Origin of the sequence: Psychrobacter sp. ANT_H59 (genome assembly GCF_008369225.1) — a bacterium.
In the GTDB taxonomy this organism is placed as follows: Bacteria; Pseudomonadota; Gammaproteobacteria; order Pseudomonadales; family Moraxellaceae; genus Psychrobacter; species Psychrobacter cryohalolentis.
Window position 1 is genome coordinate 62,480 of sequence record NZ_VOBE01000001.1, and the last position, 24,032, is coordinate 86,511.

Annotated in this window: 17 protein-coding genes; 11 read left to right on the plus strand and 6 right to left on the minus strand. The window is 43.6% G+C overall.

Going from position 1 to position 24,032, the window contains the following annotated elements; all coding sequences use genetic code 11:
• Nucleotides 1–171 precede the first annotated feature (171 nt).
• Nucleotides 172–1,056 carry a LysR family transcriptional regulator gene (locus FQ083_RS00250; protein WP_133104365.1) on the plus strand — a complete coding sequence of 295 codons (885 nt, stop codon included), beginning with the start codon at nucleotides 172–174 and terminating at the stop codon, nucleotides 1,054–1,056.
• 58 nt (nucleotides 1,057–1,114) lie between these two features.
• Here FQ083_RS00250 and cobA read toward each other — a convergent pair whose 3' ends face one another.
• The 5 genes from cobA to FQ083_RS00275 all read right to left on the minus strand — a co-directional run bounded on the left by cobA (nucleotide 1,115) and on the right by FQ083_RS00275 (nucleotide 10,556).
• Entirely contained in the window at nucleotides 1,115–2,044 is a 930-nt protein-coding gene (cobA, locus tag FQ083_RS00255) for a uroporphyrinogen-III C-methyltransferase (RefSeq protein ID WP_149408263.1), read from the minus strand.
• A gap of 98 nt (nucleotides 2,045–2,142) precedes the next feature.
• Entirely contained in the window at nucleotides 2,143–5,415 is a 3,273-nt protein-coding gene (locus tag FQ083_RS00260) for a molybdopterin-dependent oxidoreductase (protein ID WP_149408264.1), read from the minus strand.
• Entirely contained in the window at nucleotides 5,412–6,872 is a 1,461-nt protein-coding gene (locus FQ083_RS00265) for an NAD(P)/FAD-dependent oxidoreductase (RefSeq protein ID WP_262880806.1), read from the minus strand. The genes FQ083_RS00260 and FQ083_RS00265 overlap by 4 nt, the downstream gene beginning before the upstream one ends.
• A gap of 76 nt (nucleotides 6,873–6,948) precedes the next feature.
• Nucleotides 6,949–9,042 (minus strand): bifunctional protein-serine/threonine kinase/phosphatase, encoded by a 2,094-nt coding sequence (locus tag FQ083_RS00270; RefSeq protein WP_149408265.1) that lies wholly within the window; start codon nucleotides 9,040–9,042, stop codon nucleotides 6,949–6,951.
• A gap of 2 nt (nucleotides 9,043–9,044) precedes the next feature.
• Nucleotides 9,045–10,556 carry a NarK family nitrate/nitrite MFS transporter gene (locus tag FQ083_RS00275; protein ID WP_149408266.1) on the minus strand — a complete coding sequence of 504 codons (1,512 nt, stop codon included), beginning with the start codon at nucleotides 10,554–10,556 and terminating at the stop codon, nucleotides 9,045–9,047.
• 559 nt (nucleotides 10,557–11,115) lie between these two features.
• Between FQ083_RS00275 and nirB the strand changes: the two genes are divergently transcribed.
• The 5 genes from nirB (at nucleotide 11,116) to FQ083_RS00300 (ending at nucleotide 16,766) form a co-directional block, all read left to right on the plus strand.
• Entirely contained in the window at nucleotides 11,116–13,725 is a 2,610-nt protein-coding gene (nirB, locus tag FQ083_RS00280; protein ID WP_149408267.1) for a nitrite reductase large subunit NirB, read from the plus strand.
• 45 nt (nucleotides 13,726–13,770) lie between these two features.
• On the plus strand, nucleotides 13,771–14,178 hold the full coding sequence (gene nirD, locus FQ083_RS00285; protein WP_149408268.1) for a nitrite reductase small subunit NirD: 408 nt from the start codon (nucleotides 13,771–13,773) through the stop codon (nucleotides 14,176–14,178).
• Nucleotides 14,179–14,304: 126 nt separating this feature from the next.
• On the plus strand, nucleotides 14,305–14,967 hold the full coding sequence (locus FQ083_RS00290; RefSeq protein WP_149408269.1) for a hypothetical protein: 663 nt from the start codon (nucleotides 14,305–14,307) through the stop codon (nucleotides 14,965–14,967).
• Between the two features lie 319 nt (nucleotides 14,968–15,286).
• On the plus strand, nucleotides 15,287–16,249 hold the full coding sequence (locus FQ083_RS00295) for an acyltransferase (protein WP_149408270.1): 963 nt from the start codon (nucleotides 15,287–15,289) through the stop codon (nucleotides 16,247–16,249).
• Nucleotides 16,250–16,424: 175 nt separating this feature from the next.
• Nucleotides 16,425–16,766 carry a DUF3817 domain-containing protein gene (locus FQ083_RS00300; protein WP_149408271.1) on the plus strand — a complete coding sequence of 114 codons (342 nt, stop codon included), beginning with the start codon at nucleotides 16,425–16,427 and terminating at the stop codon, nucleotides 16,764–16,766.
• Nucleotides 16,767–16,785: 19 nt separating this feature from the next.
• Here the strand turns inward: FQ083_RS00300 and FQ083_RS00305 are convergent, their stop codons facing one another.
• Nucleotides 16,786–17,823, minus strand: a complete 1,038-nt coding sequence (locus FQ083_RS00305; protein WP_149408272.1) for a hypothetical protein — start codon at nucleotides 17,821–17,823, stop codon at nucleotides 16,786–16,788.
• A gap of 225 nt (nucleotides 17,824–18,048) precedes the next feature.
• Here FQ083_RS00305 and FQ083_RS00310 point away from each other — a divergent pair, with 225 nt between their 5' ends.
• From FQ083_RS00310 to FQ083_RS00330, 5 genes are all read left to right on the plus strand, one after another.
• Nucleotides 18,049–19,074 (plus strand): LysR family transcriptional regulator, encoded by a 1,026-nt coding sequence (locus FQ083_RS00310; RefSeq protein ID WP_149408273.1) that lies wholly within the window; start codon nucleotides 18,049–18,051, stop codon nucleotides 19,072–19,074.
• Between the two features lie 294 nt (nucleotides 19,075–19,368).
• Nucleotides 19,369–20,655 (plus strand): NRAMP family divalent metal transporter, encoded by a 1,287-nt coding sequence (locus tag FQ083_RS00315; RefSeq protein ID WP_149408274.1) that lies wholly within the window; start codon nucleotides 19,369–19,371, stop codon nucleotides 20,653–20,655.
• Between the two features lie 372 nt (nucleotides 20,656–21,027).
• On the plus strand, nucleotides 21,028–21,918 hold the full coding sequence (gene prpB / locus FQ083_RS00320) for a methylisocitrate lyase (protein WP_149408275.1): 891 nt from the start codon (nucleotides 21,028–21,030) through the stop codon (nucleotides 21,916–21,918).
• 115 nt (nucleotides 21,919–22,033) lie between these two features.
• The gene (gene prpC, locus FQ083_RS00325; RefSeq protein ID WP_011513643.1) at nucleotides 22,034–23,161 is read left to right on the plus strand and encodes a 2-methylcitrate synthase; all 1,128 of its coding nucleotides are present in this window, start codon (nucleotides 22,034–22,036) and stop codon (nucleotides 23,159–23,161) included.
• A gap of 110 nt (nucleotides 23,162–23,271) precedes the next feature.
• Entirely contained in the window at nucleotides 23,272–24,003 is a 732-nt protein-coding gene (locus FQ083_RS00330) for a hypothetical protein (RefSeq protein WP_149408276.1), read from the plus strand.
• Nucleotides 24,004–24,032 lie beyond the last annotated feature (29 nt).

Here is a 24,032-nt window from a genome sequence, read left to right on the forward strand (position 1 = left end):
ATGTCTCTTTTAAAGCAGCTGATGGCTTATTATTGAATGTATTTAGTCTGTTTTGATGCTTAATAACCAATCTAATGATTACTTAAGCAATGTTGGTCAGCATAGAGTTTTATGGGTACAATTAGAAACAAGCCTTTCTTGTTTATGGTACAATTATTAATGGTGAGTGTTATGAATGGTATGAACCGGCTAGATATCAAGCAGCTTAGGGTATTGCAGGCGCTGCTTGATCTACAAAACCTCTCGCAAGTTGCGCGCAAAATGGGACTGACACAACAAGCGATTAGCGAGCAGTTGCGTAAGCTACGGGATTTGTTTGATGATCGTTTGTTTATTCGTCAAGGCAATAGCATGGTGGCAACACCAAAAGCACTAGCGATGCAGCAACCGATTGACGAGATATTAAAGCAGTTGGAAGTATTGTTAGAGCCAGAAGTGTTTACGCCGCAAACCTACAAAGGCGTCTTTACGATTAGTGCAACCGACTATGCGACGCAGGCATTATTGCCGCAGTTGTTTAGTATCACACGCCGTGAAGCGCCTAATTTAAGGCTGATAGTGAGAGATTTTGCCTCAGACAATATCAATCAGCTTATTGCGGCAGGCGAACTTGATTTGCTGATTACTTTTCCAGAGTTTATCCCTGATAATTTATCGTATGTGACGCTATTTGAAGAGCAGCATTTATGTGTGACGGGTTATAAAAATACCTTTGTAACAGAGATATTCACACTGGCTCAAGTTGCCGCACACCCGCAGCTGGTGGTATCGCCTTCGCGGGCCAATTTGCGCGGATCGCATGATCAATGGTTTGCAGAGAAAGGGCTTAAACGCCATATTGTGATGTCAGTGCCTAGCTTTTCAGCAGTGCCAGATATCCTACATACCACCGATATGATTGCCTTTTATCCTGCACGACTACTACCAAATAATAAAGTTAAAAAGATTAAAATCGAAGCATTACCGCCTACCTTTAAGGTAATTGCAGCATGGCATCCACGTACCAGTGACAGTGGTATACATCGCTGGTTAATTAAGCAATTACGAAATTTATAGTTAAAGGATTAGCGTGTCTTAAAGTCATCTTATTGAGCATTTAGACTAACCCTATATTTTATGCAACACTCTCAAAAGTAGGTATAAGATGTTTATCAGTGATGGATTGCTTAATATTGCAGACTGCACGCTTACCAAATGTACCAAGGTTGTAGTCTGCAAATTCATGATATAGCGTCACCACATCGCCCATAATCAGTAATGCTGGGGTTGGTAATTTCGCTTCAGCTTGCTGCTTAGCGATACTACCAAGCGTGCCGATGAGCAGTTGCTGCGTGGGCAAGCTGGCATGGCTAATCACCGCAAAAGGCGTCGCGCTATCTCGTCCCGCTGCTATTAACCCTTCGGTCAATTCATCTAGCTGATGCAATCCCATATAAAAAACGACGGTTTGGGTGCTATCTAAATGCTCGTCATAGTTATTATTTGGCGCTCCTGATTTCTTATATGCCGTTACAAACTTCACTGCCTGCGCATGGTCTCGATGCGTCAATGGAATACCTGTACTACTAGCAGCGGCACTGGCGGCAGTAATACCAGGGATAGATTCAAAAAAGATACCATGGCGCACCACTTCTTGAAGCTCCTCGCCGCCGCGCCCAAAGATAAAAGGGTCGCCGCCTTTGAGTCTTACAACTGTTTTACCTGCCAGCGCGTGCTTGACCAACAGCTCATTGATGCTTTCTTGCGGCAGCGCATGATTGGCTCGGCGTTTACCGACGAATATCTTCTCTGCTGTCGGCTCGCACATATCCAATATATCCTCTGAGACTAGGCTATCGTAAAGCACCACATCAGCGCGCTGCATGATTCGCAAAGCTTTTAGTGTGAGCAGCTCAGGATCACCAGAGCCTGCACCGACTAAATGCACAGTGCCTACTTTTGCAGCTGCTCTGTTTAATGGCGTATTTAGCGCATTGACGACACACTTTTTATTAGATAAATCGTTTGGAGGTAGTGTTGCGATAAAGGTAGATGAATCCGTCATGACAGTGACTCCTAATGATGCTGTTAGTGCAATATACGGTGCAAGCCCTATGCCATATTGATCAATTGGTTGTATTTCATAAGGCGGTTATAAGACAGTTATGACGCATACTCCTCAATAAGTGCATTGATTTGACCCACACACGAGCCGCAATTAGTACCAGCGCGGCACGCTTTGCCCACTGCTTGCACGCTATGGCACTGTTGCTTGGTGATTGCGTTGATAATGATGTTTTCTCCGACTGCCCTGCAAGAGCACACCAACGGACCTGGATCGATATAGCCGGTAGCTGGACGACCTGCCAGCAGCCATTTATAGCGCTGCTGTACTGGTATGGCAGCGGTACTGGCAAAGCAGCTGTCAAGCCAATGTGTACTAGGCAAATACATCACTTTCGGTGCAAAATAAATAGCTAATATCAGCTGATCACTAGGTACGGCGGAGTCTGAATCACTTGGCAATATATAATTTAATGCTTTGTTCCTCACCTCCGACTGAGTCGAGATAAAGCGTAGTTGCTTCTCTGGTTTGCTCAAGGTGAAAGCGCTATTAACCGTCAGAGTATCTTCGGCATTGCCAGTCAACCACTTGTCTGATACAGACTTTTGATAGTCATCGATAAACTGCTGCCAAAATTTAGGGTCAAGCAACTGCTTAGCTGTGCGCTCGACTGGGCTGGCAAGAGTGATGAGCACACTATTGGCTTGCCTGCTGATACTCCATGTCAGCGCTGGTAGTGAGAGAGAAGAATCTGCACCATTTAACTCAAAGTTTGTAGACGCTGTTTGCGACTCACCCGCTATTGCTTCCTTCTTAAAATGAGCAGTCATCGCACGCAAGTGCACTAATATGGTGTCCTGCAAATCAGGATGCACCATAATCTTGCCAAGTGTCTGCATAGGCACGGCGCTCATGCGAATCGCTGAGTTTTTTAGCTCAGGCTGCCCTGAATGTGGATCGACCACAATCGGGATGAGTGTTCCTACTCGTGCAAAGCTAGCAAAGGCATTACTCCAGTGCATGGGCATAAAGGCATCACCAACACGCATACTATCGCTGATGACGATTTGCGCTAAAACTGTTTGCTCTATATTATCTGTATCTGTACTAAAATTATTAGTATCAATAGTTGTCGCCTCACTATTCGGCAGGCTCTGCTCATAGCGAGGATGTAGCTGCACATAGTCGCCCTTTTCAACACCGAGTTGTTTGGCTTCATTAGGATGGATAGTCAGCGTCGGCACAGATTCATGTTGATTGAGCTGTGGCGCCAGCCCTGTGCGTGTCATGGTATGCCACTGATCTCGTATTCTGCCCGTAATCAGGCGTAGATTCACGGTTGATGGGTTGCAGTCAGTGTTATGCCGCTTATCTCTATTCTTAACATCGCTCTTATTCGACTTCTGCCGACGTTGATGTGGATGGAAGTGATGAAAATTAGGCAGGCTAGCACTATCTGAAGGCGTAATAGCAATGAGTTTTACTTGAGCAGGTGTAATACGCGCACCGCCCCACTGAAAAGGGGGCATTACCTCATAGTCAGCACGGTTTAGGATTGGCATTGGTAGGTCTTTAGCCAAATTGAGATAGCGCGGTTGATTATTTTTCGAAGCTGATTGACTAGGGTTGTTCTTAAAAGCAGTGAGCGCCACGTACTCATTAAATATCTCACTAGGATGGTCATAATCAAACCCTGATAGCCCCATACTCCTCGCCACTTGCGAGAGTATCCACCAATCAGGTTTGGCAAGACCGAGTGCAGGCTTTACAGCACGTTGTCTTGATATTCGTCGCTCAGAATTGGTGACTGTGCCTGACTTTTCACCCCAACCTTGGGCAGGTAATACAATATCTGCGCACTTAACCGTATCACTGTCTACCGAGCAGTCAGAGACAATGACCAAGTCACAAGCCGCTAATGCACGGCGAAATTTATCCGCTTCAGGTAAGCTCACGACTGGATTGGTCGCCATAATCCAAATGGCTTTGATACGCCCATTTAAGATAGCGTCGGCAGCATCACAAGCTTGGATGCCCACCTCTGGCGTAATAGACTGCGGTGCCTGCCAAAAGTCAGCCACCAGTTGACGATGAATACCATTACTCAAATCTAAATGTGCCGCCAGCAAATTAGCCAGCGCCCCGACTTCACGGCCACCCATAGCGTTTGGCTGACCAGTGAGTGAAAACGGACTGGCGCCTACTTTTCCTACGCGTCCGGTGTACAGATGACTATTGATAATGGCATTGACCTTGTCGGTGCCATTCTTTGATTGGTTAACGCCCATACTAAACGCGGTCACTGTCTTGTCATTGGCAGCGACTAGCTGATAAAACTGGCGTATGAGGTCAGCGCTAATTTTGCATGCTTGAGCGACTTTGTCGATGCTCCACGTTTTTGCAGCCTCCAAAGCGAGATCGACATCATTACATTGCTTGAGATAACGCTCATCGCAACAACCTTGCTGCTTAAGATAGTGCAACAACCCATTATATAAATGCGTATCGGTGCCCGCTGCTATTGGTAAGTGCAAATCTGCGAACTCACAGGAATCCGTACGACGCGGATCAATGACAATAAGCTTTTTACTGGGATCAATTTTTTTGGCAGCTAAAAAACGTCCAAACAAAATAGGGTGACACCATGCCATGTTTGAGCCCACCAGCACCAATAAATCGCAGGACTCTAAATCCTCGTAATTACCAGGCACCAAATCAGCGCCAAAGGCACGTTTGTGCCCTGCTACTGCGGAAGACATACATAGGCGTGAGTTGGAATCAATATTATTATTACCGATAAAGCCTTTGATAAACTTATTGGCGACGTAATAATCCTCAGTGAGCAGCTGTCCTGAGACATAAAACATAATACTGTCGCGACCATGCTTAGCAATAGTGTCGTTTAAGCGCGTGGCAATATCATCTAAGACGTTATTCCAATCGGTAGGCTTTATAAGGGGCTCATCAGATATGTCGATAGCGTTAAAATCATTACCCAATTGCGTAGGTCGATGTTGTTGCATTACCGCTTGCTTGTTTTGATAGTAAGGCTCAGTTAAGCGTCGCTCACTGCCTAAGGTTTGCGCCAATGCACCGCCCTTTGAGCACAATTTACCAAAGTTAGCAGGATGTTCAGGATCTCCTTTGACACTCACTACCCCTGTCGCATCGACACTGGCTAGGACGCCACACCCTACCCCGCAGTAAGGACAAGTGGTACGTATGGTGGACGTCGTTTCTTCAGTATAAGTGGCAATAAGAGCCGTTTTTGAAGGATTGATCATGTCATTAGATTTGTGATCAGATCGGCGTATACCACTTTCTAATTCTTGACTAGCATTTGGTTTATTACTCAAGATCACTTCACTCATGACGCCGCTCCTACTATGTCTGCTGCGCTTAATAAATCCAGATCGCTATCGATATCCATGTCTCCGTTAGCCTCACTATCTGTCGTTATTTTCTCCAAATCACAGTAAGCCTCGCCAAATATTAAATCCGCTTTTATAGACGCGATATCACTATTACTGTTGATCAGCTGGCTATAGAAACTGCCCTCATTGACCTCACCGTAGAGTACAGCGCCGATCAGTTTATTGTTTCTAAGATAGAGGCAGTGATAGTGATTTATACTGGTTTGCTGATAAGTGATGGTTTCGATAGCCGCCGCTTCCTCGTCATCAAAGTCGACTTGCCCTGCTGAAAAGGCACTGATGCCAGATACTTTTAGCTTTAAAGACAGCGGTTTGCTAGTAAAAGGGTGCCAATTATTTCTGGATGCTAAGCCATCGTTTGATATCCTCGCATCTTTTAGGACAGAAACTAAGGTATCAACTTGCTGATTGACGGGCGCCACCATACCGAACAGCTCACCGTCTAGCTCCACACATTCGCCAATAGCGTATACGTTGGCAGCGCTGGTGTGCATATAATTATCGACGATGATGCCACGGTTGACCGTCAGCCCGCTGTCTTTTGCCAATGTGATATTAGGTACCACGCCCACTGCCATGACCACGAAATCTGCTGGCAACGTGCGCCCATCTTTTAGCAACAATCCGCATACTTCATGCTGGTTGTTGACCGCTATACATTCAGTGATCGCTGATACCTCAAGTCCGACATTTCGACAACTGAGCTCTGCTTGCAATAGCTCAGCGGCGGGCAAATCAAGCTGTCGGTTCAGTACATAGCTATCCACATGAACAACCGTCATATCTGCTCCTTGAGTAGCCAAAGCGCACGCGGCCTCTAACCCTAATACCCCGCCCCCAATCACCAGACCTTTTTTCCCTTGATGTGCATATGCGGTTAGTGCATTTACATCAGCTACTTCTCGAAACACGTGCACGCCTTTAGCATCGTAATTAGGAAAAGGAATAATTCGAGCACTGGAGCCCGTCGCAATAACCAGCTTGCTATAAGCGATCGTTTGTCCATTGCTCAGCTCAATGGACTGCTGTTTGATGTCTATTGTGTCAACCGAAATTCCAGCCAATACGGTGATACCCAGCTGTTGATACTCTGATTGCTCGTATAGATAAGTATCTTCAAATATAGAATCTCCTGACAGTACAGGCGATAGCATAATTCGGTTGTAGCCGACTTGTGGTTCTTTACTAATAAGTGTAATTGGCAGATGAATGTGAGGGTTTTCCAGTCTGTTTTGCTGTTGGGCACGAGCCAACTCAATAGCAAAACGGCTGCCTGCCATGCCAGCACCAATAATGACGATACCAGCACTCGAAGGTAGCGTTGACGCTATTTTAGGATTTTGGCTATTGACTACTGTTGACTGTGCATTAAGGTGTGGTACAAAAGGCGACATAAGAAGAGCATCCCTTAGCCGCAACGTGCAGCATTAAATAAATGGCGTGTCATATCATGTTTTTGTTGAAGCAAACTTATAGAAAATAAGCCAGCAATGATAAGATGATGACAAACTGAATGAAGCAAATGCTGTGCCATACCAGTAATGGATGGCGTATGATAAGCGGCTCAGGGTCGCGGATATTGCTAGTGTTGTCGGGGTTAAAATCTTGTAAAAACTCACCAATTGCTTGGTATCTAGCTTGGGTGTTGGAATGCAGCGCACGCATTAACGCTTGCTGGCTAGCAGTGGGTACGCGGTGCTGACGTAATGATTGAGCAGGCAGCGTCAACGTATGACTTGCTTGATGCGAACTCATCAAATCTTGCGAACTAAACGGCAACTCATTGGTTAGTAGCTCATAACCGATTACGGCTATGGAAAATAAATCAGAATAAACTCCTTTTGGTGCATCGCTGTAATATTCTGGTGCAGCGTAGTGCAAATCGCCGTTCGGTGGTCGAGTGCTGTCTTTGAGTATTAAAGAGCTGGCCGAACCAAAATCAATCAATTTGACCGCGCCTGAGGTGGTCAATAGGATGTTTTCCGGCTTGATGTCTTGATGCAATAGATAGTTGCGATGCATCACCCGAACCGCCATGCCTATTTTGGTTAACAAATCATATGTCTGCCATATGTCGCAAGGGGCATGGCGATCCATAAAATCTCTGAGGCTCTCGCCCTCAATATATTCGGTTAGATGGTATAAATAAGTACTACTCGCTGGTACGGGGTAATAACGTAGCAATCCTGAAGAACTCAGCGCTGAGCTCGCGCTTTGATTGGTTTTGATGCTTATAAGGCTGTTATCGCTCGACAAATCATTAGGGTCCGCTTGATTGTAAGCAGGCTCACCAGCACGGCTGTGCTTAGATACGCTCAATCCTATTTTTCGCTCTTTTAAAAACTCGCGCAGATAGTACCCATCGGTAATCGTATCAAGGCTTGGCGACTTTATGACAAAGGCATGATGGTTGCTATCTTCTACCAAATACACTTCACTACGAGCAGTACGGGCTATAATGTTCTTGACAGTAAAACCGTCAATCTGCGCACCAATCTCCAAACCCGTTGGCAACTGATAACGATGAATATCGTGAGAGCTAGCATTGTCATCTGTCTTGTAAATTTGTGCCTTAAACGTTTGCTTATGGAGCATTGGCGTATTCATACCGAGCATCATCATACTTAAGTTGTCGTAACTGCCTTCGCTAAACGCTTGCTCGCATAAGCTTTTACTGATATCTAAGCTTTCACCGACACCTAAGCTTTCACCGACACCAACATCACTTCTCTGTTGGTCAACAGCACTTTGATCAATCATAGTCGTCGATTGGACTAGCGCGCTTGCGGCGGCACACAGTTCAAACTGAAGCTCTGAGGCGGTAATAGATTCATAGACGCCATCAGTCATTAGCGCTAAGCACTCGTTTTGATGCAATGTAAATACCGATTGCTGTAACTGAATTCTTGTATCAGCGCCAACAGCAGCCGACAGCGCACCTTTATCTTGCCCACGATGGATGCGGTGATCTTTAGTGAGCACCGCCATGCTATCCATACCTATACGGTAAATACGTGAATCGCCCGTATGAAACAGATGGATACGGTCACCGATACACAGTAGACCTGATAAGGTCGATAACAGCGGTGGTACTCGCTCGTAAACTTGCGGGAAATAGAGCACATCATTGGTTTTGTTTACCGCCTCCTTAATCAATATGGCAATTTGATTATCATCAAAGCTTATCGGTGCCTTTTGACCATTGGCTTGTGACTCATTTTCTGATGTCGACTCATACTCTGTCCTCACGAGATTTTCAAGCGCTAAAGTAAGGTGATGCGTGATGGTATTGACGACCAATTGACTGGCTTGTTTAGGGAACTGACAGGCACTGACACCATCCGCCATCAGCACCAATAAAGGCGCATGAGGACACTGAACGCTGCCGTTGGTGGTTGCTGTGGACTGTCCATACGGCAAGCATGTTGTTATCAGCAAGCTGTCTTGATTTTCGGACTTGCGCCCTTGCATGGTATAAAAATCAAGCAACCATAGTGCATTATCCGCACTATGGTGACTGGTTTTGTCAGTGGTCTTAAAGTCTTGTGTGCTGCCCTTTTTCATACTTAGCTCACTTTAATTTGGGCAAAACTGCCATCTGGCATCTCTTCGATGATAACGCCTTCAGGCTCTTTTAAAAAGAATAGTGCTAAGAAGCCAACCACTGCTGTGGCGGCGATCACAAAGAAAAATACCTGATAGGAGACGAGACTCAGTACGGTTAAATAAACGACCGAACCAACATTGCCATAAGCACCAGTCATGCCAGCGAATTGTCCAGTCATACTGCGCTTAATGAGTGGAATGACCGCAAACACTGCGCCCTCGCCTGCCTGTACAAAGAATGAGCAAAACATCGTGATTAACAATGCCAACGCAATCGGCCATGTTGAATCAACGATTCCCATCAATAAATAACCGACGGCTAAACCCGCAGTCAAAATCAGCAGCGTGATCTTGCGTCCATACTTGTCACTGAGCCAACCGCCGCCCGGACGTGACATCAAATTCATAAACGCATAGCTTGATGCCAATACCCCTGCCATCACAATCGATAGGCTAAATGTCTCTTGATAAAAAAGCGGCAACATAGACACCACCGCCAGCTCTGAGCCAAAAGTAGCAAAGTAGAGAATATTTAAGATACCGACTTGTTTAAAATCATACTGATGTGCTTTTGGAACTGGCGTAGTAAATATCTCTTTATTAAAGCGATAACTACTCACAAATTCATAAATATATAAAACGACCAGTCCGATATAGACGATAGTCACGCTGTCCTGACTAAGCAAGCTGACGCCAGCGGGCGATAATTTCCATCCCAAAAGAGCCAAGGCCAAATACATTGGCAGCTTAAACGCCATCATCAACCAAAAGTCACCTGCTGAAGTCACCATCATGGCACCAGATTTTTTGGGTTTAAAATACGTCGCACCCTTTGGCGTGTCTCGCACCATCTTATAAAAAATCACACTATAAAGCATCATGACCACCCCTGAAGTAGCCGTCGCATAACGCCAGCCCTCATCACCACCAACTATAGCGGCAGCGATGATAGCCACTGTCGGTAATAGCAAGGCAGCAGCAGCGGAACCAAAATTGCCCCAACCGCCATAAATACCTTCAGCCGTACCCAGCTCATTTGCAGGGAACCAATCACTCATTAGACGAATACCCACCACAAACCCTGCACCCACAAAACCCAGTAAGAACCGAGACAACGCTAGTGTGTTGTAGTCTTGCGCAAAGGCAAAAGTAAAACAGGGAATGGCGCCAATCGCCAAAATAGCGGTATAGACGAGGCGCGGGCCAAAACGATCGGTTAGCATACCGATAATGACTCGAGCTGGAATCGTCAAGGCGACGTTTAGTATCAGTAAGGTTTTGATTTGATCTTTAGTAAGGTTAAGCGTCTCCCCAATCGCGGATAAAAAAGGCGCGTGGTTAAACCACACAAAAAAGGTCAGAAAAAAAGCCATCCAACCAAGATGGAGAATTTTATTCTTACCTGTAAAAGATAAGATATTAAGCTTGTTTTTAGTTGGCACAGCGGGGTTCGATGGTGGCGATGACGACATAAGCGATTTCCTTAAATGGCAAACTTTAGGGCCAACATAAAAAGTTATAAGAACAAATTATGTTAAACAGAATGATCAGTTAGAGCATTTAAGGGGGTGCAATGGCTGTGCCAGCTGCCGCTATCAGCTTCGTTATACAGATAAAACCTCGGCTTTGATAAAAGCGTTCATGCTTTGCTATAGGTGACTTCCAAGCAGCTATTACAAGGTCATTTATAATTTAATAACCATATACAAACGCTAATTTTATCGAGATGAATGAAAAACCTTGACTGCCATAAATACAATCAAATTGGTGCATGGTTTTATCTATTTTGGTGCATCCATTTTTTATATCCTCACTTTTAATGAGAGAAGACTTTTTTATTCATCATTGCTATTTATATCCTCATACATACCACGCCGCCTAGGAAATACACTGGCATCGTCAGGTTTTTCGTCTGTAGTGATGAGACTTTCGCTTAAAGATATGGCGCTATATAACGGTGCTTGGCACAGTTATTGAAGATGTAATTACTGTAAGCACTATTTAGACAAACCCATGACTAAGGATAATTACATGAGTATCACTATAGTGAGTAAGGCAGGTAAAGCTAAGTTGGTGGTGATTGGTAACGGTATGGTTGGACATCATTTTATTGAGCGAGCCATAGAAAAAGGGTTACATGAGCAGTTTGATATTCATGTGTTTGCTGAAGAAGACCGTCCCGCTTACGATCGGGTATATTTATCGAGCTACTTTGAGCATAAAGATGTTAGTAAGCTCAACTTGGTTGATTTAAGCGCCTATGCATCTGCCCAGATTCAATTGCACCTGAACCAGCGTATTGTAGATATTGACACCACCAATCAATACATCATCACTGAAGCTGGCGAGCGGATTGAATATGGTGAGCTGGTGCTGGCGACAGGCTCCTATCCATTTGTACCACCGATTCCAGGGCGTGAGCATGCACACTGTCATGTATATCGCACCATTGCTGATTTGGATGACATTCTTGCCATCGCTGAGCAACCAAAAGTAAAAAGAGGCGTGGTTGTGGGTGGAGGGTTACTCGGGCTTGAAGCAGCAAAAGCACTGGTCACCTTAGGACTAGAGACTTATGTGGTAGAGTTTGCTCCGCAATTGATGGGCGTACAGCTTGATGCGGCTGGCGGCGATATTTTAAAACGAAAAATTGAGGCGCTTGGCGTCAAAGTATTGACTGGTAAGAATACCCAAGCCATTATTGATAATAGCGACGCGATACATAAAAACCTGAGCACCTTTAGTGAGAATCCATGCCAGCTGACCATGCAATTCACCGATGATACCTCGCTTGACACCGATATGATCGTCTTTAGTGCCGGTATTCGTCCGCAAGATGGCATTATCAAAAACAATCCTGAATGCGGTATTGAGATAGGTGCACGAGGTGGTATTTTAATTGATGAGCAGTGCCGCACCAATGCCGCGCATGTCTACGCTATCGGCGAATGCGCGGTGTGGGATAACCAAATATTTGGCTTAGTGGCGCCTGGCTATAGCATGGCGAGTATTTGTGCGGCGCAAATTTCAGGCGATCAAACACAAACCTTTACGGGCGCTGATATGAGCACCAAGCTCAAACTCATGGGCGTGGATGTGGGTAGTATTGGCGACGCCCATGGCAAAAGCGCAGACAGTTTGAGCTATTTATATCAAAATCCTGCGACAGGTATCTATAAGAAACTGGTCACAACGTCTGATAATAAGCGCTTGCTTGGTGCGGTATTGGTTGGTGATACCGAAGACTATAATAATCTATTACAGTTATATCTCAACGACATTGACCTACCTGCCCATCCTGAAAGCCTGATTTTACCTAACGTTGAAAAACCAACGATGGGTATAGAAAATTTACCAGATAGCGCCACGATTTGCTCATGCTACAACGTCACCAAAGGGGCTATTTGCGCGGCGGTTGAGAACGGTGCGTACTCCATTGCAGAATTGAAATCTTGTACCAGCGCAGGTACAGGCTGTGGTGGCTGTGCGCCTATGGTGAAAGATACTTTAAGCTATCAGTTAACGACCCTTGGGTTTGAGGTCAATAACGACTTATGTGAGCACTTTGCCTATACCCGTCAAGAGCTCTATAGCTTGATTCGTGTTCATGGTATTAGAACCTTTGATGCTCTGTTGGATGAGCATGGTAACGGTCATGGCTGTGAGATTTGCAAACCTACGGTCGCCTCCATCTTGGCCTCATGCTGGAATGATTATGTGCTCAAGCCTGAACTGACACCGTTGCAAGACAGCAATGATTATTATCTGGGCAATATACAAAAAGATGGCACCTATTCGGTCGTACCTCGTGTGCCGGGTGGTGAAATCACCGCTGATAAGCTGATCATACTTGGACAAGTCGCTAAAGAATTTAATCTGTATACCAAAATCACAGGTGGTCAACGCGTGGATTTATTTGGCGCACGTTTAGACCAACTCCCTGATATCTGGACACAGTTGGTGCAAGCTGGCTTTGAGACCGGTCATGCTTATGGTAAGTCGTTGCGTACTGTTAAATCGTGTGTGGGTAATAACTGGTGTCGCTATGGTGTCGATGACAGTGTCGGCTTAGCCCTAAGATTAGAAGACCGTTATAAAGGCGTACGTTCACCGCATAAGATAAAAATGGGCGTGTCGGGATGTACGCGCGAGTGTGCAGAGGCACAAAGCAAAGACTTTGGCATTATCGCCACCGAAAATGGTTGGAATTTATTTGTCTGTGGTAATGGTGGTATGACCCCGCGTCATGGCGAGCTGTTTGCCACCGATCTTGATAGCGACACGGTCATCAAATACATCGACCGTATTATCATGTTTTATATCAAAACAGCAGATAAACTCCAGCGTACCTCAAAATGGCGTGAGAGCTTAGATGGCGGATTGGCGTATCTACAAGCGGTCATTATTGAAGACAGTTTAGGCATCGCTGACGAGCTAGAAGCACAAATGCAACTGCTAATCGACAACTATGTGTGTGAGTGGAAAGCCACCATCACCGATAGCGAAAAGCTCAAACGCTTCCGTCATTTCGTCAATAGTGAGCAAGGAGATGACAATGTGGTCTTTGTCACCGAGCGCGAGCAGATCCGCCCTGCGACCGATAGTGAAAAAGCTAAAATCTTAGTGACCGAGCTGGCTTAATCAACGTCTAACACTTTCCGATCATATACGAATAAGGATCACCCAATGAACCAGTATACCGTTTGCAGATTAGAAGACATACTCCCTGAGACTGGTGTTTGCGCACTGATAGAGGGTAAACAAGTGGCAATTTTTCGCACTAAGGACGCTAAGCTGTTTGCGCTTGATAACTATGACCCCTTTAGTCAAACCAATGTATTATCTAGAGGGTTAATTGGAAGCACTACTGTTATCAACGATGCTGGCATTGATGAAGCAGTACTGTATGTGGCCTCACCTATTTATAAGCAGAGATTTAACCTTGCCACCGGTCAATGCTTGGATGATACAAGTGTCACGCTTGCTACTTATCATGTTGAGCTTGATACCAGTCTTGAAGGTAATAATGTGGTGATAAAATATGATCAGTTAGAAGCGTCATCTACAACACTATTAGAAATGGAAGTTGTTTAAGGTGTAGCCGTCTTTTTAGCAAATTGAAACATGTAATTTACATTAAGATACTGAATAAATAATTGTACTGGCATAATATTGGCGGTAAATATATTTCACTTAATGCCATTAAAAGGATCATAAATCATGTCTGACAAGTCTACTAATAACGATAACATTAAAAATGCCTTAGAGTCTCTTGAGAGTGCAGCGACAACGCCTTCAAATGATGCGGTAACAGGCGTAGAAGTAGTAAAAGGTGATACTGTCGTTTATGAAGACGGTGATTTTGAAGATTACAATGCTGACAAAGACTATGAGGTTGATGAAGAAACTAAGTCTGGCAAGGATGATGAGTCCAATAAAGACGATCAAGATGACAATTCTGACAAAGAAGATAAGCACAGTACGACGATAGCTAATATCTATCAATGGGCTTCTAAGCTCAAAGATGACTTTATTTCTGACAAAAAAGAAGCGAAATCTGACGAAGAGGATAAGTCTGATTCTGAAAATGAAGACAAGCATGAGGACAAGCATAGTGCGACGATAGCTAATATCTATCAATGGGCTGCTAAGCTTAAAGAGGATTTTACGTCTGAAGCTTCTAATATGACGCTTGACGTTTCTGAAAAAGCGGTTGCTATTATGCTTAACAGACTTTTGGATGCCAAAACTGCCGAGTTAGAAGCTTTTGATAAGAAAGTGGCAGACTCTGAAGAATCGGTAGACAATGCAGAAGAAGAGCGTAGTAAGATTGCTGAGAAAAAAGACAAATACCAAGGTATGATTGACCAGCTACAAGGCTGATTGGTACTTTGAGTGATTGGTCTTATTGATCCAGTGTTAAGTATTTAGCACTGGATTTTTTATTGTTTTTGGCTTGTCGTGAGCTCAAGAGTGTTCGTTTCGATCATCGACTGTAAACCCTCTAAATATTAACGGTACATTATAAACCTAGTTTGATATAAAAATAAATCAAATACGATTGACGTCTATTAGCTATATCCACGACTAACGGTGAAATGTAAAGCCAAACCAATTACGTAAACACGCCTATCAATTTCTGCTAGTATTATGCCACTACGTTACTAACCACTTATAATATGTAAGGTTAAGAGGATTTAACATGCGATTTAAATCATTCGTTCAAAAACTACATGAACGCAATCCTAAACTTGGCAAAATCGCTTCGCTGACCACAGCAACAGGCGTTATTACTTTTAATAGTATGTTGGCAGGTCCTCCTGTATGGATTATGGGTGCAGCCAAAGCTGTGACTGGTGCAGCGATTGCTGATAAAGCGGTCATTGATGTGACCAATTATTGGATTAACAGCAATAACGCGATGATCGATAACATTCTGCCGGATAAAGACTGGCGTATCAGCCTACCTGACGATATCCATACCAAGGGCAAGTATTTACTGGTAAGCAATCACCAATCATGGGTTGATACCAGTATCGTGCAATATATTAGTGAAAAGCGTTTGCCATTGACGCGATTTTTTACTAAGTTTGAGCTGATATATATTCCAGTTATTGGTCAAGCTTTCTATTTTCTCGATTTTCCAATGATGCGTCGACACTCTAAAGAGGCGATTGCGAAAAATCCTGCCTTAAAAGGCAAAGATATCGAAGAAGCAAAACGCGCTTGTGCATTGCTGAAAGACAAGCCTTTTACACTGTTAAATTATCTAGAAGGCACACGTTTTACCACTGTAAAACGGGATAAGCAGCAGTCGCCCTATACGCATTTGCTTAAACCAAGAGCGGGCGGCTTGTCGCTAGCGATTAGTGCGCTTGGCGAAGACATCGATGGTATTTTAGATATGACCATCGTCTATCCTGATGGTGTGCCGACATATGGCGACTTATGGAAAGGCAATATCAAGCGTTTGGGCGTCGATGTCAGACATATTAAGATGCCTGATGACTTATTTGCCAGTGTTCAAAATGGCGGCTATGAGACTGATGAGGCGATAAAAGCAGAAATGTTTGATTGGGTTGAGCAAGTTTGGCAGCAAAAAGACCAGCTCATTACTAAGATGCTTGCGGAATTTGAAAGTAAGCCCCCTGCCCTTGATGCTTAGCTAGCAAGCTTTTTAACTTAATCTGTTTTATTTGCACATATATTGACCGTTCTATTGGTTTTTTTACTAAAGACAATAGTAGCAACCTACGGCTGCTATTATTGCTTACCTCGTTAAACGATCATACCTTATATGTCGATGACAAAAGGAAAATACAGTGCCACAGGCTCAGCCAATGTTTGAACCCGCCTCTAATCTTACAACAGAACAAAATACAGCATTAAAAACGCTTACGATGATAGGTTATCTAGAAGGCACCTCGTTTTTACTGTTGCTCTGCATCGCTATGCCACTAAAGTACATGATGGACATTCCAGAAGGGGTAAAATATATCGGTATGGCTCACGGCGGCTTATTCATCGCCTATATTGTTGTACTCATGGGCACAGCCGTCAAAATAAAAATGCCTATATGGGCGATCCCTGCCGGCGTGCTTGGCTCGTTCTTACCATTTGGTCCGTTCATATTTGACCATTGGTTAAAAAAGAGCCTAAAGAAAAGCAAGAAAGTTATTTAAGACAAGAGTTTTTATGACGCTAATCATTGGTTTCACGATATAGCGTGTTTTGTGACTCTTCTCTAAAATCTTCGTATGTGATGGCAGGCTTGGATGTTGACGTACTAGCAGCTGCCTCATTGTTCATTGCGTTCGTTTCAGGCTTGGGTATTGATGATTTGGCAGAGTCAGAGTCACTGGGCACTTCAATGACAGCAGGTGGCGTATTAGCCTGTACCACAACATTTTTCTCAGTGGTGTTCATTTCAGTGTCAGTAGCTGTTTGTTTGGTGACCGGACTTGTCTGAGTCGCGTTTTCATTAATAGGCATGCCAGCTTCATTTAACGCTGTAGACGTAGTACCGGTGGACAAGAAACCAGTCGCAATTAACGTGAATACAGCACCAGAAATCATGAGTGAGCCAAGCACCATACCGATAATGAGCGGCTTTTTACTACTCTTCTGCTTTTGTATTGATTTTACTGCTTTCTTTTTTTTCGATTTTTTGATGGGTAAGGTTATCAAAGATGCAGTGCTGATAGGTTCATCAATATAAGCGCTATCATTTACCTCAGTATCTTCGTTTTTAACTGTAGAAGCTGCGTTATCAGTCGCCTCAGTTGTCATTAAAGGGTGTATAACCTTCTCATCTTCATCAGAGAAGTCCAAGCTTACCGATGTGCTCGCGTTATCAGATATCTGTAACCCTGCTGTATTTTCCACACTATCTTGCTCTTGGCTGCCAAATAACTCTAGTTCTGCTGCACTTAGTGGCTCATAGGATGACAGCTTGTCAGCGTTTTTGAGCGGTTGTAATATGTGCGGCTGAACAGAACTGTCCAATAGACTTGCACTAAGACCAACATCAGTCTCATCATAAGCATCAGTGGTGACAGTTGGCTCGGGATCATTTTCTGTATTTTCAATAGTACTTTCAATAGTTTCTACGCTTTCAACACGAGTGATATAACGCTCATAGATATTATGTTTACGATTACGCAGTCGTGGCTTCGTATTAGCGATTTTTGCTAAGTTTGCCTCTAAATCGGCGCTTTGCTTGTCTTTTTTGTCGCTCATGAAGTGATACCAAACCAGTTTATGCCACGAAACCGTAGATGACTGCTAGAATGAAGGGAAAAGTTTTTTAGTTTGCTAAAGTGTAACGCTATCGTTAATAAACAATATAGAGTGTCAACTCAGATGCTTCAAGCATAATTTTATAGTTTTGCTGTTATTGATATAAAATACAGTAGTATCCGCTTCATCAATCGACATGATATTACAGATAAATGAGCATAAAACATGGATTTAAAGCAGCTCAATGCGTTTATTGCCGTTGCCGAGCTTCGGAGCTTTAGTGCAGCCGCTACCAAAATAGGATTGTCACAGCCCAGTCTAAGCCGTTTGCTCAAGCAACTTGAGACAGACATGGGCGTGATGCTGGTTGACCGTTATCATAGACCGCTACATTTAACAGAAGCTGGCACGTTCTTTTACGATAAAATTAGTACCATACTGACAGAAGTTGATACGGTTGTTGGTATGACCCAGCGCTTATCTGCCCCTAGCAGCGCATTAAATATCGGTTTTGTACCCTCTATACTGTATGGGTTGCTACCTGAGATTATTGCCAGATTGAAGCAGTCCAATCCTGAGATTGACGTCAATCTAAAGGACATTAGCTCCTATCAGCAAATGGATGCGCTCAAATCTGGTGATATCGATATTGGTTTTGGACGCTTTGCCCATCAAGACCCATGGATACAGCAAATACTGTTACGCCACGAGCGCTATGTCGTTGCCCTCCCCAAAGCCCATCCGCTTGCCAATGTGCGCGAGCAACGCTTGATCGATTTGGCCAATAACCGCCTGATTCTCTATCATCAAACCCACTTACCTGTATCTACAACACCAGAAACGGTGTCAGGCACAGGGATTCCTAAAACCTTGGGGCAGAATAAGAAAAATAATACGAGCCATAATCAAGCCTCTACTGTTGAGCAGATAACAGAGCCTTTACTATATTTATTTGCACAGTACGGCATCTCTCCATTTATGACCACCACCGTCAGTGACTTGCAAGTGGCACTCGGGTTAGTAGCGGCGGGCGAAGGCATCACCTTAGTCCCTGCCAGCTTAAAAACGGTGCGTACGGAGCAGATCAGCTATCAGCGTCTCATTCACGAAAACGTCACCTCACCTATTTATCTGCATACACTTAAGGATTTTGTGCATCCTCATATTCCTGACTTATTGCGTGCGACTTATCATGTCTATGAGCAGCGTGGCATTACTTACCGCCAGCAAAAATTTGAATCTCAGCGCTAAATTATCAGATATTGAGTCATAATTGTGGTATAAAGAAGCCCGAAAAAATAGCCATTGATAAATCTTGATATTTATATTTAGTTATGCTAACTATCAGGAATGGCTATGCAAAAAATAAGTAATAATTATATAAATAATCATTCTACTAAACCAGATTGGTGTGCTAAAGTCGATACAATACAAATCGTTTTAAGAAACAGTGCTAATGAATAGTATTAAGCGATGCGCTCATGATCATTGGCAAACTGACACAGGTAAGTGATGATTTGCCGTTTTAACCATTTCGAGGTAAGCATGACCACACAACCACTCAATAACCCAAGCGCCACAGGCGATACTCTCTCCGCGCAGCAAGAAGGCTTTAGCTGGCGAATCTTTGGTCCCGGTATTCTGATGGCGACTGCTGCTATTGGCGGCTCGCATCTGATTTCATCGACACAGGCTGGCGCGTTATATGGCTGGCAGCTGGCGATTATGATTATATTAGCCAACGTCTTTAAGTATCCGTTCTTCCGCTTTGCCACCGATTATGTCTACGACACTGGCGAGAGCTTAATCGCAGGCTATGCCAAACGCTCAAAAGCCTATCTCTGGATTTATTTTATCCTATCTATTTTATCGGCGGTGATTAGTACGGGGGCTGTGACATTGCTTGCGGCAGTGATATTGGGCTTTATGCTTCCCGCATCTGTAGGGCTATCAAGTATTGCCTTAGCTGTCATCATCGTTGCGGTATGTTGGTTTTTTCTGATTGCTGGTCATTATAAATTGCTTGACGGCGTGACTAAGTGGATTATGATTGCGCTCGTATCCGCAACCGTGTTAGCGGTGATGATTGCTGCTGGTAAGCCGACGGTTATGGTGGCGGATTTTGTCCCTGCCTCTCCTTGGAACTTGGCGACTTTAGGGTTTATTGTGGCTCTTATGGGTTGGATGCCAGCACCACTTGAGTTCGCTGCCATCACCTCGATGTGGACGTCAGCCAAGAGAAAAGCGGACAATACCACTCACCGTCAGGGCTTACTGGATTTTAATGTCGGTTTCTTAGTTTCCGCTATTTTAGCCTTGTTCTTTTTAGCGTTGGGCGTTTTCGTACAATACGGCTCAGGTCAAGAGATTCAAACCGCAGGTGTCGCTTATATTGATCAGCTTATCAATATGTATACCGCCACTATCGGTGAATGGTCAAGACTACTGGTCGCCTTTGTCGCCTTTATGTGTATGTTTGGCACCACTATTACCTGTGCGGATGGCTATGGACGTGCCAATGCCGAATGCTGGCGCTTACTAAAAGGTGAAGACGAGATTAATAAAAAACAAATCGCCTTTTGGACCACTTATGCTATTGGTGGCGGTCTTTTGATTATTAGCTTCTTTGCCGGACAATTAGGCGCTATGCTGAAGTTCGCTATGATATCTGCCTTTATATCCGCGCCTATCTTTGGTTGGTTAAACTATTCGCTCGTGAAAAACCATAAAAAGCTATCAGCCGGTATGAACGCCTATTCGATTGCAGGGCTTGTATTCTTAGGTGGCTTTACCTTGTTATTCCTAGCTAGCCTTGCAGGTCTTATTGGTTAAATATAACCGTACGTCAATTTAGGCTACGATAGACTTAATAGAGTAAAAGCCCTTTTATCCAGACTAAGAGGGCTTTTTTGTAGACAATGATAAAACGCTGATAGATATAATTGTAACCAGATGTAAATATCTAATAAGAAGAAATTCAGCGTTTGATACGTTATGAATACTAATGGATACAAACCTCTAATTAATGGATAGTATTATCCATAAAATAAATAGTATTAATATATTTAATTTATGAATTTAATTTATATTAACAGTTGAATGAAAATCCCGCTTTGCAGTCCTGAATAATTGGTTATAATCAAGCACAACGATTGAATCGCGAATGATAACGACAAGATCTTCCCTCCACGTAAGGACCACGACATGACCCTATCAGCTGGCGCTCGCTTTCGCAGTGCAATGAAACAAAAAAATGATAATAATCAACCGCTACAGATTGCTGGCGCGATTAACGCTTATACAGCAATGATGGCAACTCAAGTTGGTCATCAAGCCTTATATCTCTCTGGTGCTGGCGTGGCCAATGCCTCATTTGGCTTGCCAGACTTGGGTATGACTAGCCTTGATAACGTCTTAGAAGATGCGCGCCGTATTACCGATGCGGTTGATACGCCATTATTGGTTGATATTGACACCGGTTTTGGTGGTGCATTTAATATTGCTCAAACCATTCGTAAAATGGAAAAAGCCGGTGTGGCGGCGGTTCATATCGAAGACCAAGTGGCGCAAAAGCGTTGTGGTCATCGTCCAAATAAAGAAATCGTTAGTATCTCAGAAATGGTCGATCGCCTAAAAGCGGCAATTGATGCCAAGACGGACAAAGATTTTGTGGTGATGGCACGTACCGACGCCCTATCTGTCGAAGGTCTTGATGCAGCGGTTGAGCGCGCGGTTGCTTTTCAAGAAGCTGGCGCGGATATGATTTTTGCCGAAGCACTCACTGATATTGAGATGTACCGTAAGTTTACCGACGTGCTTGATATTCCAGTCCTAGCTAATATGACCGAATTTGGTCAGACCGATCTATATACCACCGAGCAGTTATATGCGGTGGGTGTTGATATGGTGCTTTATCCATTATCAGCCTTCCGTGCGATGAACAAAGCGGCATTAAACGTATATCAGCATCTATTGACTGATGGCACACAAGACAAAGTTGTTGACACCATGCAAACCCGTATGGAGCTGTATGACTTCTTAAACTATCATGAGTTTGAACAAACGCTAGACAAACTGTTTGCAGATAATAAGTAGTTTTAGCGGTTAAAAGCGTTGATTTTCATATCAATGAGGATGTCAACGCAGTATTTGATATTTGCAGTACCTTTATATTTTATCCAACACAAGCTACCAACAAAAGGAATTTATCATGGCAGCACAGAAAGAACTTTCAGGCGCAGGTTTACGTGGTCAAGTAGCAGGTAAGACCGCTTTGTCTACCGTTGGAAAATCAGGCTCTGGTCTGACTTATCGCGGTTATGACGTATCAGAGCTTGCTGACAAATGCATCTTTGAGGAAGTGGCTTATATGTTGCTATACGGCAACTTACCTACCCAAAGTGAGCTTGATGCTTATCAAACTAAATTGAAAGGTTTACGTGGCTTACCACAAGCATTAAAAGATGTGCTTGAGCGTATTCCTGCAGATGCCCATCCGATGGACGTATTACGTACCGGTTGCTCGATGCTTGGTAACCTTGAGATGGAAACTGACTTCTCACAAGAGAATGATAAAACGGATCGTATGCTGGCGGTTTTCCCATCAATCATCAATTACTGGTATCGCTTTACCCACGACAATGTGCGTATCGAAACTGAAACCGACGATGATACGATTGGCGGTCATTTCTTACATCTGCTTAAAGGTGAAAAACCAAACGAGCTACATACTAAGGTAATGAACGTATCACTGATTCTTTATGCAGAGCACGAGTTTAACGCTTCAACCTTTACGGCTCGTGTGTGTGCCTCTACCCTGTCTGACATTCATTCTTGTATCACTGGCGCGATTGGCTCATTACGCGGTCACTTGCATGGCGGCGCCAACGAAGCGGCGATGGATATGATTGAAGGATTTACCTCTCCTGATCAAGCAGAGTCTGAGATGATGGCAATGCTAGCGCGTAAAGACAAAATCATGGGCTTTGGTCATGCTATCTATAGCGAATCAGACCCACGTAACGTCGTTATTAAGGGCTGGGCTGAGAAGCTAGCAGCCGATGTTGGTGATGAAGTGCTATACCCAGTATCAGTACGCTGTGAAGAAGTCATGTGGCGCGAGAAGAAGTTGTTCTGTAATGCTGATTTTTTCCATGCGTCTGCCTATCACTTTATGGGTATTCCAACCAAGCTGTTCACGCCAATCTTTGTTTGCTCGCGTCTAACAGGCTGGGCCGCACACGTGTTTGAGCAACGTGCTAACAACCGTATCATTCGCCCAAGTGCGGAATATACTGGCGAAGAGCTGCGCCCAGTACCAGAGATGAGCGCGCGTTAATCTGCCTGCAAAAATAAAAATATCAAAAGCGTGTTTATTATCTTGCCAAGACGAGAGGTTTTTATTATTTAAAGTCGCTCGACTTGGCTATTTTTTTCGGAAATAGTTCTATGCAAAATAATAAAAATAAATGTTGGGCTGCATGTTTTAGTGACTGTCAAGGGGAGATTACAGCTGAACACTTGGTTTCAAAATCTCTTTTCCCTGACGGAATAGTTTTTGTAGAAGGATTTGATTGGTGTGAAAATATTAAAAAAGTTGGAATTAACTCGCTAACCCGTAAAATTCTATGCAAAAAACATAATAATGACTTTTCAATTTTAGATTCGGAAGCAAAATACGCCATTAATTGTTTTGGAAAAGGGAAAACTGAGAGACCGATTAATGGAATATTATTTGAGAGATGGTTATTAAAAACTGCAATAAATTTAAGTATTGATTGTAATTTTCATATTGGAATGGGTTTTTCTGATTCGATAAAAGGTTATCCAGCACCTTATGCTGTAGCAATCGCCTTAGGCAAAGAACCTTTTTCATACAAAATGGGAATGTATCTTTTGGAGAATAAAGAAGGCGTTCCTAATAATTCTACCGAACAATTAATAATGCCAATAAATATGAATGACGAGGTTGGGTTATTTTTATTTGGTTTACGAGGTACAAATATACTATTAAGCCTAAATCCTAATAATTATGAAGTCCCAAAGTTATCAAGTATAGGTCTTCATGAAATTTTGCCCGTAGATGTTAAGGACAGCAAACCTGTTTACAGACCTAAAAGTTTTACTAATATCAATATTGATAGTGGACTCATTAATTCTGTAGAGTTTTCTTATACTTAACCTAATTATTTTTTGCATTTTCAACCCAC

Coding starts and splice junctions, on each gene's coding strand:
- FQ083_RS00260 (WP_149408264.1), bottom strand. CDS start 5,415: ATGAGTGAAGTGATCTTGAGTAATAAACCAAATGCTAGTCAAGAATTA.
- FQ083_RS00270 (WP_149408265.1), bottom strand. CDS start 9,042: ATGAAAAAGGGCAGCACACAAGACTTTAAGACCACTGACAAAACCAGT.
- FQ083_RS00290 (WP_149408269.1), top strand. CDS start 14,305: ATGTCTGACAAGTCTACTAATAACGATAACATTAAAAATGCCTTAGAG.
- prpB (WP_149408275.1), top strand. CDS start 21,028: ATGACCCTATCAGCTGGCGCTCGCTTTCGCAGTGCAATGAAACAAAAA.
- FQ083_RS00295 (WP_149408270.1), top strand. CDS start 15,287: ATGCGATTTAAATCATTCGTTCAAAAACTACATGAACGCAATCCTAAA.
- nirD (WP_149408268.1), top strand. CDS start 13,771: ATGAACCAGTATACCGTTTGCAGATTAGAAGACATACTCCCTGAGACT.
- FQ083_RS00305 (WP_149408272.1), bottom strand. CDS start 17,823: ATGAGCGACAAAAAAGACAAGCAAAGCGCCGATTTAGAGGCAAACTTA.
- cobA (WP_149408263.1), bottom strand. CDS start 2,044: ATGACGGATTCATCTACCTTTATCGCAACACTACCTCCAAACGATTTA.
- FQ083_RS00315 (WP_149408274.1), top strand. CDS start 19,369: ATGACCACACAACCACTCAATAACCCAAGCGCCACAGGCGATACTCTC.
- FQ083_RS00250 (WP_133104365.1), top strand. CDS start 172: ATGAATGGTATGAACCGGCTAGATATCAAGCAGCTTAGGGTATTGCAG.
- prpC (WP_011513643.1), top strand. CDS start 22,034: ATGGCAGCACAGAAAGAACTTTCAGGCGCAGGTTTACGTGGTCAAGTA.
- FQ083_RS00275 (WP_149408266.1), bottom strand. CDS start 10,556: ATGTCGTCATCGCCACCATCGAACCCCGCTGTGCCAACTAAAAACAAG.
- FQ083_RS00310 (WP_149408273.1), top strand. CDS start 18,049: ATGGATTTAAAGCAGCTCAATGCGTTTATTGCCGTTGCCGAGCTTCGG.
- FQ083_RS00330 (WP_149408276.1), top strand. CDS start 23,272: ATGCAAAATAATAAAAATAAATGTTGGGCTGCATGTTTTAGTGACTGT.
- FQ083_RS00265 (WP_262880806.1), bottom strand. CDS start 6,872: ATGTCGCCTTTTGTACCACACCTTAATGCACAGTCAACAGTAGTCAAT.
- FQ083_RS00300 (WP_149408271.1), top strand. CDS start 16,425: ATGTTTGAACCCGCCTCTAATCTTACAACAGAACAAAATACAGCATTA.
- nirB (WP_149408267.1), top strand. CDS start 11,116: ATGAGTATCACTATAGTGAGTAAGGCAGGTAAAGCTAAGTTGGTGGTG.